The organism is Pseudoalteromonas sp. TB25 (genome assembly GCF_000497995.1).
In the GTDB taxonomy this organism is placed as follows: domain Bacteria; phylum Pseudomonadota; class Gammaproteobacteria; order Enterobacterales; family Alteromonadaceae; genus Pseudoalteromonas; species Pseudoalteromonas distincta.
In genome coordinates this window covers 1-12,977 of the sequence record NZ_AUTI01000447.1, presented here as the reverse complement: position 1 = coordinate 12,977, position 12,977 = coordinate 1, and the positions used below count along the sequence as shown (strand labels likewise).

General features: G+C 38.5%; 14 protein-coding genes. 5 read left to right on the top strand and 9 right to left on the bottom strand.

The window, feature by feature from the left end:
- Positions 1-60 precede the first annotated feature (60 nt).
- The 3 genes from purM to cmoA all read right to left on the bottom strand — a co-directional run bounded on the left by purM (position 61) and on the right by cmoA (position 3,010).
- Complete coding sequence (gene purM / locus L652_RS0121920) at positions 61-1,113, bottom strand: phosphoribosylformylglycinamidine cyclo-ligase (RefSeq protein ID WP_002959993.1); 1,053 nt, start codon at positions 1,111-1,113, stop codon at positions 61-63.
- 190 nt (positions 1,114-1,303) lie between these two features.
- Positions 1,304-2,272 carry a tRNA 5-methoxyuridine(34)/uridine 5-oxyacetic acid(34) synthase CmoB gene (cmoB, locus tag L652_RS0121915; RefSeq protein WP_002959991.1) on the bottom strand — a complete coding sequence of 323 codons (969 nt, stop codon included), beginning with the start codon at positions 2,270-2,272 and terminating at the stop codon, positions 1,304-1,306.
- Between the two features lie 12 nt (positions 2,273-2,284).
- Positions 2,285-3,010 (bottom strand): carboxy-S-adenosyl-L-methionine synthase CmoA, encoded by a 726-nt coding sequence (gene cmoA, locus L652_RS0121910; RefSeq protein WP_002959989.1) that lies wholly within the window; start codon positions 3,008-3,010, stop codon positions 2,285-2,287.
- 116 nt (positions 3,011-3,126) lie between these two features.
- Here cmoA and L652_RS0121905 point away from each other — a divergent pair, with 116 nt between their 5' ends.
- Positions 3,127-3,816, top strand: coding sequence for a DUF3334 family protein (locus tag L652_RS0121905; RefSeq protein ID WP_024594964.1), 690 nt, complete (start codon positions 3,127-3,129; stop codon positions 3,814-3,816).
- 234 nt (positions 3,817-4,050) lie between these two features.
- Here L652_RS0121905 and L652_RS0121900 read toward each other — a convergent pair whose 3' ends face one another.
- The 4 genes from L652_RS0121900 to L652_RS0121885 form a co-directional block, all read right to left on the bottom strand.
- Complete coding sequence (locus tag L652_RS0121900) at positions 4,051-4,341, bottom strand: hypothetical protein (RefSeq protein ID WP_024594965.1); 291 nt, start codon at positions 4,339-4,341, stop codon at positions 4,051-4,053.
- Complete coding sequence (locus L652_RS0121895) at positions 4,322-6,355, bottom strand: PHP domain-containing protein (RefSeq protein WP_024603652.1); 2,034 nt, start codon at positions 6,353-6,355, stop codon at positions 4,322-4,324. Before L652_RS0121895 ends, L652_RS0121900 begins: the two co-directional genes overlap by 20 nt.
- 71 nt (positions 6,356-6,426) lie before the next feature.
- Positions 6,427-6,927, bottom strand: coding sequence for a YgjP-like metallopeptidase domain-containing protein (locus tag L652_RS0121890; protein WP_024595328.1), 501 nt, complete (start codon positions 6,925-6,927; stop codon positions 6,427-6,429).
- Between the two features lie 24 nt (positions 6,928-6,951).
- Positions 6,952-7,800, bottom strand: a complete 849-nt coding sequence (locus L652_RS0121885; protein WP_024595329.1) for a DUF72 domain-containing protein — start codon at positions 7,798-7,800, stop codon at positions 6,952-6,954.
- Positions 7,801-8,047: 247 nt separating this feature from the next.
- Here L652_RS0121885 and aspS point away from each other — a divergent pair, with 247 nt between their 5' ends.
- From aspS to L652_RS0121870, 3 genes are all read left to right on the top strand, one after another.
- Entirely contained in the window at positions 8,048-9,826 is a 1,779-nt protein-coding gene (aspS, locus tag L652_RS0121880; protein WP_024595330.1) for an aspartate--tRNA ligase, read from the top strand.
- 119 nt (positions 9,827-9,945) lie between these two features.
- On the top strand, positions 9,946-10,176 hold the full coding sequence (locus L652_RS0121875; RefSeq protein WP_002959972.1) for a hypothetical protein: 231 nt from the start codon (positions 9,946-9,948) through the stop codon (positions 10,174-10,176).
- A 14-nt stretch (positions 10,177-10,190) separates the two neighbouring features.
- Positions 10,191-10,787, top strand: a complete 597-nt coding sequence (locus L652_RS0121870) for a pentapeptide repeat-containing protein (RefSeq protein WP_024595331.1) — start codon at positions 10,191-10,193, stop codon at positions 10,785-10,787.
- Positions 10,788-10,859: 72 nt separating this feature from the next.
- On the opposite strand, the gene L652_RS0121865 is transcribed toward L652_RS0121870, so the two are convergent.
- Entirely contained in the window at positions 10,860-11,183 is a 324-nt protein-coding gene (locus L652_RS0121865; protein WP_002959968.1) for a hypothetical protein, read from the bottom strand.
- A gap of 129 nt (positions 11,184-11,312) precedes the next feature.
- Between L652_RS0121865 and L652_RS0121860 the strand changes: the two genes are divergently transcribed.
- Positions 11,313-12,080, top strand: a complete 768-nt coding sequence (locus L652_RS0121860) for a hypothetical protein (protein ID WP_024595332.1) — start codon at positions 11,313-11,315, stop codon at positions 12,078-12,080.
- A gap of 58 nt (positions 12,081-12,138) precedes the next feature.
- Here the strand turns inward: L652_RS0121860 and L652_RS0121855 are convergent.
- Positions 12,139-12,977, bottom strand: an 839-nt coding sequence (locus tag L652_RS0121855) for an OsmC family protein (protein ID WP_024603651.1), incomplete at its 5' end; no start/stop codon positions are given.

The following is a 12,977-nucleotide window of genomic DNA, read 5'->3' as shown; positions in this document are numbered from 1 at the left end:
TGATGGCTTGTAAATTAGAGCCACTACCTGAGATTAAAACTACCAGACGAGTCGGTGCCATTACTTAGCACCACCTACAATTTCAACTTGCTCTTCGCCAGCTGCTGCATCTTGAATTTCACCAAGGTGCCATGCATTTTCGCCCAAGTCTTTTAGCATTGTTAAGCTTTGCTCAAGTTTGTCAGCAGGGACTACTAAAACCATGCCTACACCACAGTTAAATGTACGGTACATTTCGTGTGTAGTAATGTTGCCGTTTTCTTGTAACCAATTAAAAATTGGTGGCCACTGCCAGCTATCACCTTTAACTACAGCTTTTGCTGAAGCAGGTAATACACGTGGAATGTTTTCCCAAAAACCGCCGCCAGTAATATGCGAAAGCGCATGTACGTCAACGTTTTTGAATAACTCAAGTAAAGGTTTTACGTAAATACGCGTAGGCTCAAGTAGAGTTTCGCCTAATGTTTTACCTTCAAAGTCAGCGCTGGTATCAGCTTTTGACACTTCAAGTACTTTACGAATTAAAGAGAAGCCATTTGAATGAGGACCGCTTGAAGCAAGTGCAATAAGCTGATCGCCTGCTGCTACTTTTGTGCCATCAATAATTTTTGATTTTTCTACAACGCCTGTACAAAAGCCTGCCATGTCGTAGTCTTCACCATCATACATACCTGGCATTTCAGCTGTTTCGCCACCAATTAGGGCACAACCTGAAATTTCACAACCTTTGCCAATACCTGTCACTACGTCAGCTGCTGTGTCTACATCTAGTTTACCAGTTGCATAGTAATCTAGAAAAAACAGGGGTTCAGCACCTTGAACAATTAAGTCGTTTACACACATTGCAACTAAATCAATACCAACCGTATCGTGTTTTTTTAAGTCGATTGCTAAACGTAGTTTAGTACCAACACCATCTGTGCCTGCAACTAATACTGGTTGCTTGTAGCCTTCAGGAATTTCGCAAAGTGCGCCAAAACCACCAATTCCGCCCATTACTTCAGGACGACGAGTTTTTTTAACTACGCCTTTAATACGCTCAACAAGTGCATTACCAGCGTCGATATCTACGCCCGCGTCTTTATAGCTTAGAGACTGTTTTTGTTCGCTCACAGGTTTTCCTCAAAATAGTTGTTTTGGGTTGCTTAGAAACGCGCGTATTTTACAACAATTGCAAGGTCGCGGCTAGCGTAAATGTAATTTTGAAATAATTAACAAGGACACTTGTCCGCTGTTTGTTGTTTAAATAAACAAAAAAACGCCCGTAGGCGTTTTTTTAGTATTAAAGGCGTTAAATTAACAGCTATGCTTTTGCGGTTAATATGGCTCGAAGTGGAGCGGGGTAGCCTTCAATTGTTTTACTTGTATCGTTTGGATCTAAAAAGTCGATTAACGATTCGTTTTCCATCCAGTCGGTTTTACGTTGCTCTTCAAGCGTGGTAATAGCGCAATCTTTTATTTGCACATCTTTAAAGCCAACGCGTTCCATCCACAGCTTTAATGCTGCAGTACTTGGAATAAACCAAACGTTGCGCATTTTAGCGTAGCGGTCGGTTGGGACTAATACCGTGTTTTCGTCGCCTTCAATTACTAGGGTTTCAAGTACGAGTTCGCCGCCTGGGCGAAGCTGCGCTTTTAACTGCGCTAAAAAGTCGATAGGTGAGCGACGATGATAAAGTACGCCCATCGAAAAAACCGTATCAAACGCTTTAAGCTCGGGTAATGCTTCTACGCCTAGTGGCAGTAAATGTACGTTTTCATCTGGGTTGTAGTGTTTAATAGCCTGAAACTGACATAAAAATAAATCAGATGGATCAATACCCACTACAAACTCGGCGCCTTCACCGCGCATACGCCATAAATGATAGCCAGAGCCACAGCCAATATCTAACACTGTACGGCCTTTTAATGGCTCAATATGAGGTAGGAGGCGATCCCATTTCCAATCACTGCGCCATTCGGTGTTTATTTCAATACCGTGAACACTAAAGGGGCCTTTTCGCCAAGGCATCATTCGCTTTAGTAAATGCGTTGCTTGTTTTTGCTCGCCTTCGCTCATTTCTCCAGGCGCGCCAATTTCTACCTTAGTAGCGACGTCAACATGTGTAGTTTTTACTTCAGGCAAATTTTTAAGTACTTTTTGCCATTTAGGTAAATCACCATGGCTTGCCTCTAACTGCCAATGTTTTAATTGAGCGGGTAGGGTTTCTAGCCAGTGGCTAAGTGGGCTTTGTGCAATTGCAGCGTAAAATTGGTTAAACCATTGAGACATAAATTACTCTTTTTATTTAATTGCTACCATTGAGCAAAAATTAAAACATTGATACCACACCTGTGTCTGGCTAAAGCCAATATCACTTAAACGATTAAAATGAGTGCTGAGTGTATCGGGGCGCATTACGTTTTCAATAGCAGTGCGTTTTTGGCTTATTTCAAGCTCTGAGTAGCCATTGTGACGTTTAAAGTCGTGGTGCAAATCAATTAATAAGTTATCGCATTGCTCGTTTTCGGCTTTAATTTTTTCGCTAAGTAGCAGCACGCCACCGGGCTTTAAGTTAGCGTATATTTTTTCAAGCACGGCTTGGCGCTGAGCATGAGGTATAAATTGCAGCGTAAAGTTCATTGCCACAACCGATGCGTTTTGAATTTCAAGCTCGTTAATATCGCCCAAAGTAACAGTAACCGGCACGTCTGATTTAAACCCTTGTAAATGCATTTTACAACGCTCAACCATGGCCTGTGAGTTATCTACTGCAATAATGTGGCAGTTATCAGTGCGAATATTACGGCGCATACTTAGTGTTACTGCACCTAGCGAGCAACCTAAGTCATACAGGTTTGAATTACTTTGTGCGTATTCGCCTGCCAATTTACCCATAGTGCTTACAATGGTGGCATAACCAGGCACAGAGCGCTGGATCATATCAGGAAATACTTCAACCACATTTTGGTCAAAGCTAAAATCTTTTACTTGTTGCTCAGAGGCGTAAATACTGTCTTTTATGGTCACGAAGGCAGTCTCTTTAAAAATAATGGCACTATTTTAACATTTTATGCTGGATAGTCAGTGATAAATTCAGTAGCTTGGCTAGAATTATGAATAATAAGTATAAAAGAGAACGTTAAATGAGCAAAAGTAAGATCATCAGCACCGACGATATTTTAGCAACCCTATGTCATTCGGTAACAGGTGTACTCACATCAGCCAGCGGTAACAGCATTAGTTACTCTGCAATGGTACAAAAAATAACCCGCACTTGCATGCGTCCAGACATAGGCTGCTTTGTATTATTTGATGGCGGCTTTACAGGTTTAGTCGTTACCAACTTTACCTCACAAGCAGCGATGGAAATATACGGCGACTACATGCGTAACATGGGTATGCCGGAGGAAGAAATTGCCCACAGCCATTTATCAGACGACGTATCTAATGTATTAGGTGAGCTGATGAACCAAATTGTTGGTGACTTTACCTCTAAAGTGCGCGAGCAGTTGCATACTTCTATTACGCAAAACCAGCCAAAAATGATGGCGATTAATAAACAAGTGCAAATATCGGTTGATACCACTATGGATCGACCACAAGCACGCCGCGTAACCTTTACAACCAGCAAACAAAATATTTTCTACCTTGAGCTGGCAATGGATAAAACAGAGTTTATTAAACTTCACGACTTTGACATTGTAGATGCAATAGACCCAGACGATATTATTGAAAACGAAGCTAAGCAAAAAGCCGAAAAAGCAAAAGCAAAGTCAAAAGAAGCAGAGCAAAATGATGCCGATGACGACTTTATGGCAGGCTTAGGGCTTTAATGTTATGTAGGTTGGGTAGAGCGAAGCGAAACCCAGCACGGTTTTGAGCTGTCAGTTTTAAACTATCAGATTGAAGCTATCACTCTGAAGCTATCAGTCTGAAGCTGTCAGTAGTCAGTAGTCAGTAGTCAGTAGTCAGTAGTCAGTAAGAAAAGTAACTCAAACAAAAAAGCGCGATTTGAAATCGCGCTTTTTTATTAATTATAAATACAATGCTAATAGTTACATTTGCTTTTATTCTTTATATTTCACTAAGGCTTCTTTAAATAAATTTTCACTCTCGTCTTTGAAGCGAGATTTTTGTTCGTTCAGTTCTGTAAATTTAGCTTGAAGATTTTTATAAATTATCTCATGCGCTTTATTTTTAACTTCGTTGTCGATAGGGCTATCTAGTTCAAAGCCATGTTGTAAACCACTTGTTATTATTTTTAAAATATCTTCTTTGGTTATTTGATCAAGTAGTATCCACTTATTTCCGTCCACCGAAAAGTAGCCCTTACCACTTTCAATCTGCAAGCATTTCATATTCATCTCTCCTTGTTAAATAAGGTGTTTTACCTGCCTCTAAGCAATCAAGTAATACCTTATGGTTGTGAGTTTTATGACCATCCAGGTTAACAAGGTATTTGTCGTTAGGATAGCCAGTGTATATTTCATATTGAACACCGGAGGGGCCATTTTTTTTACTTGTGTAAATCAAATAATCAGGCTTAATTGACGCCCCTACAGTACTATTGTGAGTAACAATTATTACGGGCATAAACTTTGACATTTCTTTGATTAACTTATTTACTTTGTTGTATAAAAAAACATTGTCAAATGATGATTCTGGTTCATCTATCAGTAATAAGTCATATTGGCTAGNGCTAATTTCTTGAAGTAGCCTATATTCTGAACGTTCGCCGCCAGAAACTGTATAACCTGATGAATTTAAAATATCGTAACTAATTTTAGCGAAATGTTTGTAGTAATCAGTTTCAGATAATCCCGATATTTTTTTTAATTCGGATAAATATTCATATCCGTTAATGTCGTAACTTTTAAATGCATTAGCAAAAGATATTTGCTTATTGAGAACAGCTCCAAGCTCTCTGGCGAAGTTAAATGTTCCCCTTTTAGCTACTTTTAAAAAGCCTTGAATGTCTTGTCTTATAAATTCTTTACTGATTTTTAAGTTCTCAACAACATCATTAAATTTATTTACTTTTTCAATATCCAAGACATGTTCATACAAATTTATTTCGGTAACAGGTGAGGCCGCAGTTCGCATTTGAAGTTCGCTTTTTATATTATCTACGATATCGTTAACATATGCTTTTTGAAGCTCAGACTCTTTGGTTTTATTGTATTTTTCAATTAAATCAACAGTTAAGTGATTTAAGCTGTCGCTAGAGATGTGCTTATTGATTATGTGTTGATATTCAGAATTGTCGGCTAAAGTAATACTTGCTTTGATAAGCTCTTGTAAGGATAACAAATTATTCGTTTGGAATTTGGACTCAGTAAATAACTTTACTTTTGCGAATGAGTCTAGCTTATCCGCCTCTGAGGCATGTTTTAGTAATGAGTTAACAAAATTATCCAAAGTTCGGCTTGAGTTATCCAAATCAATATCTTTAATCTTATCAACGACCTCTTGGAACTCTTTTAAATAGTTTTGAGTTATTTGCGACTGGCTAGTAGTCAGGCGATTTGAAAAGTCTTTCTCATCATCTAAATCTTTTTGTAATAAAGAAAATTGCCTTACATATTTTACACGAATATCGTCAGTGGTATTTTCTTCTTCTATTGAATTCAGTGTATGTGACTTTCCACTTGATCGTTCTCCTAATATCACATTTAATCCAGTGGACAGCTTAAGCCCATTATTGAGAGCATTGAAAAACTTGTGCCCCTCTTCTTTTGATAAATGCACCTTTTGTTTGTCTGTTAAAGCTCGTTTAACTGACTTAAGACTAATTTCGCCAACGTTTATATAAGTTTGTCTTGCAGGTATTTTATGAAGCCTTTCTTCTATTCTTAAATCACTAAAACATACAGGGACTAAAGCATCAGGATCTTTAATACAATAGATAAATTTTCTAGCACTGGATACTTCTCCCGCACTAATTAAATGCTGTAGTTTACTTAGGGTATCTGTATGTATTTCGGGAGACTTTTTATAATGTGGGATTAATAAGTAATCAGAAATTCGCGGAAAAATTTCTTTTAATTTTTCAACATTTATAGAGGTGTTTCTGTCGGGTATTTGTTCCTTAACTAGTTGACATTTTTCTGAGAAATCTAATAGCTGATCATCTTCTGCAATCAATAAAATATGAGTTCCTTCAACATCTATTTCTATACCTGGGAAAACTTTAATACTGAGTTTTTCTTGTATTTCATAGAACTGATTAAGGTCAAACATATTGTGGTTTGTGATTGCAATAGCGTCTAAATTACCTTCTTCGACGTACCATTTTAAACGCTCAATAGAAAAAGAGAAATTACGATCGCTTGGTGTTGAAACTGTATGTAAATGAAGGTCTATTTTTTTCATATGCTATCCATTGCTAATCACTTTAATTTAAAACATTACCATGGTACTGCTAAGTTTTTCTACAAGTATATTTAATAGCCATAAGGATTCTCTCCCATCGCTACCACCACACAAAAAATTCGTAAATCCAATTCTAATTGGTGGTAACTCGGTTCCATATGGCAGCAGAGTTTATAAAAGCCTTTGTTGTGATCTTTTTCTTTAAAATGTGCAAGTTCGTGTACTACTAACGCTTTTAATAGTGGCTCGGGGGCGCGCAATAAATCACTGTTTATGGCTAAATCGTGCTTTCGGGTTTTACCTTGCATTCGATACGTATGTGTACCGAGTGCATTGGTCACCATGTCGCCTTGTTTTTTAAACGCCGCACGACCAAATGGTGGCGCATTTTTTAAATATTGTTTTTTAAGCTCGGTTGCATAGCTATAAAGTAGTTTATCGCTGGTAATAGTGTGTGCTTGCGGATACTTTTTAAGTAAGTAGTCACATACCTTGTTGTTATCTATAAGGCTTAATACTTGCTCAACAATGTTAGCTGGGTAGCCGGTAAAGTAACGTGCGTATTCACTCATTATTGCTTCTCTGTCGTTTTACTTTTAAAAAAGTGCTGGCTGCTGGGCTTCTTTTTCGCCAGTAAATGGGTTTAATGCTTTGTGATTATAACCAAGGTCCTTACAAAACTGCCTTGCTAATAATGGCGCTTCTCGGTTATCTGCCGTATGAAAAAACACATAAGGGGTTTTTCCTTCATCAAGCCATTGTTTTACTTTACTTAGCCACGGTTTATAAAAGGGTTTATAGTCGTTTTGTAAATCGGCTATTACAAAGCGCGCCATAGGCTCTGAGCCAGTAGCTATTGCATGTACCGGTAAGTGGGGCTTTTTTTGCTGTGCATCTATTAGCGCTTCGGTTGTTGGTTTTACTGCAAATAGGGCGCGAGTATCCATCGATATACGATTTATGTTGTTTGCCATTAATAATTGGTTAAGCGCTATTTCGGCTTCACCCTTTTGAAAAAACGCAGTATGACGTACCTCTACACCGTAATTAACCTCTTTTGGTAACAGGCTAATAAATTGGGCTAGCTTGGGTAAGTCACCAGGGCCAAATGCTTTAGGTAATTGCAGCATGATTTGCCCGGTTTTTTCTAAAATAGGGGAGAACAAGTTAAGCCAATCAGTGAGCTCGGTTTGAACATTAGTTAGGTGCAGCTCGTGGCTAAAGCGACGATTAAACTTAAACGTAAATTTAAAATCATCGGGTACGCTGTTTGCCCAGCGCAATACGGTACTTGGCGATGGGTCAGCGTAAAAGCTGGTATTACCTTCAACTGAGTTAAAGTGTTGGGCGTATTGGCTAAGCATATCGGCGTTTTTACATTGGCTTGAAAATAAATTGCCTTTCCATGCATTACTCGACCACTGCGGGCATCCAATATATAACATACAAACTAGCGCCTTATTATAAAGTGGCGATAGTGTAGCAAATAACAAAACGAGCTGCTGTAAATTCAGGGGCAAAAGCGGCACACGCCCTAGCATCTTAATGTTAGTTGAGTATAATGCAGGGCTTAATTTGATTATTTTTAGATTGCTAGCGGCTTTATTTGTATTGTGGTGACCTGTTTTTTAAATCACACGCCTTAAAACAAATAAATATAACCGTTTAAGCCTTTTATCTGACAGGAAAACTATGCGCTCTATATATTGCGGACAGCTAAATAAAACTCACGTAGATCAAGAAGTTGAACTATGTGGCTGGATCAACAAACGACGTGACCTTGGTGGACTTATCTTTGTCGATTTACGCGATAGAGAAGGTTTAGTACAAGTTGTATTCGACTCTGACATTGAAGAGTTAATGAGTTCAGCTAACACACTTCGCCAAGAATTTTGTGTTCAGCTAAAAGGTACTGTACGTGCACGCCCAGACAGCCAAGTAAATAAAGATATGGCAACAGGTGAAATTGAAGTTTTAGGTACTGAGCTTACAATTATTAACCGCTCTGAACCGCTTCCACTTGATTTTAACCAAGTAAACTCAGAAGAGCGTCGTTTAAAATACCGTTACTTAGACCTACGTCGTCTAGAAATGAGTGACCGTATTAAATTACGTGCTAAAGCAAGCAGCTTTGTTCGTCGCTTTTTAGATGAAAACGGCTTTTTAGACATCGAAACACCTGTACTTACTAAAGCAACGCCAGAAGGCGCACGCGATTACTTAGTGCCAAGCCGCGTTCATAAAGGTAGTTTTTACGCTTTACCACAGTCTCCACAGTTATTTAAGCAATTGTTGATGATGTCGGGTTTTGACCGTTACTACCAAATTGTTAAATGTTTCCGTGATGAAGATTTACGTGCCGATCGTCAACCAGAATTTACCCAAATAGATATAGAAACCTCGTTCATGAGCTCTGATCAAGTACGTGGTATGACTGAAAAAATGATCCGCGAGATGTGGCAAACATTGTTAAACGTTGATTTAGGCGATTTTCCAATCATGCCTTACAGCGAGGCAATGAGCCTTTACGGTTCTGATAAGCCAGATTTGCGTAACCCAATGAAATTAGTTGATGTTGCAGATTTAGTTAAAGACGTAGAGTTTAATGTTTTCTCAGGTCCAGCTAACGACGAAAAAGGTCGTGTTGCTGTATTAACTGTACCGGGTGGCGCTAAGCTTTCTCGTAAACAACTTGACGATTACACTAAGTTTATTGGTATTTACGGCGCTAAAGGCATGGCGTGGATGAAAGTAAACGACCACACTGCAGGCTCTGAGGGTGTTCAATCGCCAGTGGCTAAGTTTTTAAGCGAAGACGTAATCACTAAATTACTTGAGCGTACTAATGCTCAGTCTGGCGATATCATTTTATTCGGTGCCGATAAGCGCAATACAGTAAACGAAGCAATGGGCGCACTGCGCGTTAAGATTGGTGTTGACTTAGAAATCACTAACCTTAACAGTTGGGCACCACTTTGGGTTGTAGACTTCCCAATGTTTGAAGAAGATGACGAAGGCACATTACATGCTGTGCATCATCCATTCACTGCACCAAAAGATATTACTGCAAGTGAGCTTGAAGCAAACCCTGCTGCGGCTATTTCAGATGCCTACGACATGGTATTAAACGGCTACGAAGTGGGTGGCGGTTCGGTACGTATTCATAATGCAGATATGCAAGAAACTGCATTTAGAATTTTAGGTATTAACGAGCAAGAGCAACAAGACAAGTTTGGCTTTTTACTTGATGCACTTAAATACGGTACACCACCACATGCTGGTTTAGCATTTGGTCTTGACCGTTTAGCAATGCTTCTATGTGGTACCGATAACATTCGTGACGTTATTGCTTTCCCTAAAACAACACAAGCGTCGTGTTTATTAACTAACGCGCCTAGTAAGCCTAATATGGATTCGTTAGCTGAGCTTGCAATTAGTGTTGTTGAAAAATCGATACCTAGCGAAGAGTAATTTTTGTTTAGCTTATTGAGCTAAATTTAAAAACCCTTAAGTTATATGCTTAAGGGTTTTTTTGTGGTTAAATTTGCAGCAGAGTGTATTTTAACCGAACAGACGAAAAAGGAATTATTATGTCGATCAATGCAACCTTATTTGGTGAATTTTTAGTTTTTTTTATTGTGCTGAGTATTCCTATTTTTGCTGTAATTAGCTACAAAATAGGTAAGCGTAAAAGTACTATGCCGGGGGTTTTAGCTTTTGTGGGTGGCTGTTTAGCGCTATTTCCACTATTTGCTTTGATTTTTATTGCAGTGCTTGCGCTTAAAAAAGATTTACCTAAAAATAGCGTCTATGCCCATTAAAAACTAGGTTAATAGTGTCAATTTCAAATAATAATCACTACTTCGACGAGCAATTTAATGCTTTACAGCGCGAAGAGCAACTAACTGAAAATTCTGAGTTTGAAGAGTGCACATTTACCGATTGCGACTTTTCAGGCGGGCAGTTTAAAAATTGCCGATTTATACAGTGCAACTTTAAAAACTGTAATTTATCGTCACTTAAATGGAACTACAGCTCGCTTGAAGATGTAAGTTTTAGCCACTGTAAATTAAATAGTCTGCAATGGACTGACGTAGATTGGCCAGCGCTTAGTATTAACGCACCGGTGAGTTTTAATTATTGCGAGCTCAGTAATAGTTCTTTTTTTGAATTAACCCTCAAAGCTCTCAAACTAACACACTGCTTTGCCAAAAATGTTGATTTTAGACATGCTGATTTAAGCGGTAGTGAATTTACAGGAACAGATTTTCGCGATAGTGAGTTTTTTCAAACTAACTTAACAAAATGTGATTTTGTAGGTGCGACAGCGTTTAATATAGATTTGAATAATAATATTTTAGCGAATGCTAAGTTTGATCGCTTCGAAGCACTAAACTTGCTTACCAGCCTTAAGATAGAACTATGTGATTAATTTAGTTTAATATGATTACATATCTAGAAGCGGCAGCTTGGCTGGGCTTCTAGATACTGCGTGACTGCGTAATTAACGGCTTGGGCCATTTTTATTACGTGCACTGGCAAGCTGTCTTGCGATTTCTAATAACGCAGGTGAAATATCTTCAGCGCCATCTTTAATTAGTTTTGTAACGTCACCTGATGAAAACAAACCGTCACGTGGTGATTTAATACCTAACTCACGAACAAAATCCTTCGTTTTACCTGTGCTGCCTGTTTCAATAAACTTAAAAATAATACGTTCATTGTTGTTTTTAGCAGGGGTTTTTAGTGTTTCGATTTCGTCATGTATTGCCGTTAGTTTGTCTTCTAAAATTTCTATACGTTCTTGAATGCTATTGTATGATTTCATTTATTGGATCTTTTACTAAATATATTTAAACAATGGCGGCTATTATCGCATAGTTTGTCAATAGAGAATGCAAACCTATAAAGTAAAAGTTATTTTTAATTAAAAACAATAATTTATATAAGTTTAAATATGCAAAAAACACTTAAAAAGCTTTTTATGTTAAGCGCACTAGCTCTAAGTGCATCAGATATAAGCACATCAGCAATAAGCGCGACAAGCTATGCAAACGATGGCGTTATAACTGATGAAAGCCGTAATCGCACTATTCCTATCAATATTACATTGCCAAGTAACAATGCTAAGTGCACTGAACAAGTAAAATGCCCTGTAGCGCTCATTAACGCAGGTTATGGGATTAGCCATAACAAGTATACGTTTGCCAGTAATGCTTTTAATCAGCACGGATATTTAACAATAGCCGTTGCACATGAACTAAAAAGCGACCCTGATCTTAATCGTGAGCAGCCTTACTTAACAACACGTATGGGGAACTGGCATCGTGGTGTAGTAACGCTTAAGTTTTTAGTTAATGAGCTATCGAGTAAATACCCAGCATACGACTTTACAAAACTCACCTTATTTGGGCACTCAAACGGCGGGGATATTTCGTCATTATACGGCTCTATTTATCCAAACGAAGTTAGCACTATTATTACGCTCGATCATCGCCGCATGTTGATCCCGCGCAATAAAAACATTCGCGTACTTACTCTACGCGGTAGTGATTACCCAGCTGATGCGAATGTGCTGTTAAACGATTCAGAGCTGAATAAGTTTCCTGTTACGCAAATAATGATAGAAAAATCGCGTCATAACGATATGTACGATGGCGGGCCAAAATGGCTGGTGGATAGAATGAGTAAAGAAGTAGAGGGATTTTTAGATAGTAAAAGTTAGGTATATAAAAGTTAAATCACAGCGCAGTGTTACCTGCGCTATATTAATTTCACGGCAGTTATTCTACCAGTTCACTTACAATAACAGGGTTATTGTGTAGTGTTTTATGCACTGGGCATTTGTCGGCTATTTCGAGTAAACGCTGACGCTCAGGCTCTGTTAAGTCGCCACGTAAGGTGATTTTACGGGTAATGGCTTCAAGGTTACCTGTTTGCTCACAATCGTCGCAATCTTTGTTGTAATCGCGAGTGTGATCAAGCTCTACTTTAACATGCTCCAGTGGTAATTTTTTACGTGTAGCGTACATGCGCAATGTCATTGCCGTACAGGCACCAAGCCCCGCTAATAAGTGATGATACGGATCGGGACCTAAGTTTTTACCGCCTACTTTTATTGGCTCATCTGCAAGCCAAGTATGATCTTTTGTACTTACGTGCTGAGTAAATACATGGTCTTTTTCTTCAACAAGTACATTACCACCCGTTAAACTTGCCGTGTATTTAGTTTTGTCGTACTTAACATAACGGTTTGCCCACGTTGCAATTATTTGTGCAGCGTAGTCGGCATCATTTTTATTTGTTAAAAGGTGATCGGCGTTATCTAGGCTAATAAAGCTTTTAGGATGCTTAGCTGATGCATAAATTTTTTCAGCTTCACTAATATTTACAGTCGCATCAATAGGGGAGTGCATTACTAATAATGCGCGCTTAAGTTTACTTATGTGGCTTTTATCGTACTTGGCTATATCGTCAATAAATTGCTTTTTAATGGTAAATTCACGACCAGCTAAGTTAACTTTAGCTTCACCTGCTGCGTTAATTTCATCAAGGTGTGCTTCAAAGTTATGCGCTACGTGCTGCGCATCTGACGGTGCGCCAATGGTTGTAATAGCCGATA

What these genes read in the sequence shown, in the direction of transcription:
- cmoB (WP_002959991.1), bottom strand. Translation starts at nt 2,272, where the DNA reads ATGTCTCAATGGTTTAACCAATTTTACGCTGCAATTGCACAAAGCCCA.
- L652_RS0121905 (WP_024594964.1), top strand. Translation starts at nt 3,127, where the DNA reads ATGAGCAAAAGTAAGATCATCAGCACCGACGATATTTTAGCAACCCTA.
- L652_RS0121900 (WP_024594965.1), bottom strand. Translation starts at nt 4,341, where the DNA reads ATGAAATGCTTGCAGATTGAAAGTGGTAAGGGCTACTTTTCGGTGGAC.
- L652_RS0121890 (WP_024595328.1), bottom strand. Translation starts at nt 6,927, where the DNA reads ATGAGTGAATACGCACGTTACTTTACCGGCTACCCAGCTAACATTGTT.
- L652_RS0121885 (WP_024595329.1), bottom strand. Translation starts at nt 7,800, where the DNA reads ATGTTATATATTGGATGCCCGCAGTGGTCGAGTAATGCATGGAAAGGC.
- aspS (WP_024595330.1), top strand. Translation starts at nt 8,048, where the DNA reads ATGCGCTCTATATATTGCGGACAGCTAAATAAAACTCACGTAGATCAA.
- L652_RS0121875 (WP_002959972.1), top strand. Translation starts at nt 9,946, where the DNA reads ATGTCGATCAATGCAACCTTATTTGGTGAATTTTTAGTTTTTTTTATT.
- L652_RS0121865 (WP_002959968.1), bottom strand. Translation starts at nt 11,183, where the DNA reads ATGAAATCATACAATAGCATTCAAGAACGTATAGAAATTTTAGAAGAC.
- L652_RS0121860 (WP_024595332.1), top strand. Translation starts at nt 11,313, where the DNA reads ATGCAAAAAACACTTAAAAAGCTTTTTATGTTAAGCGCACTAGCTCTA.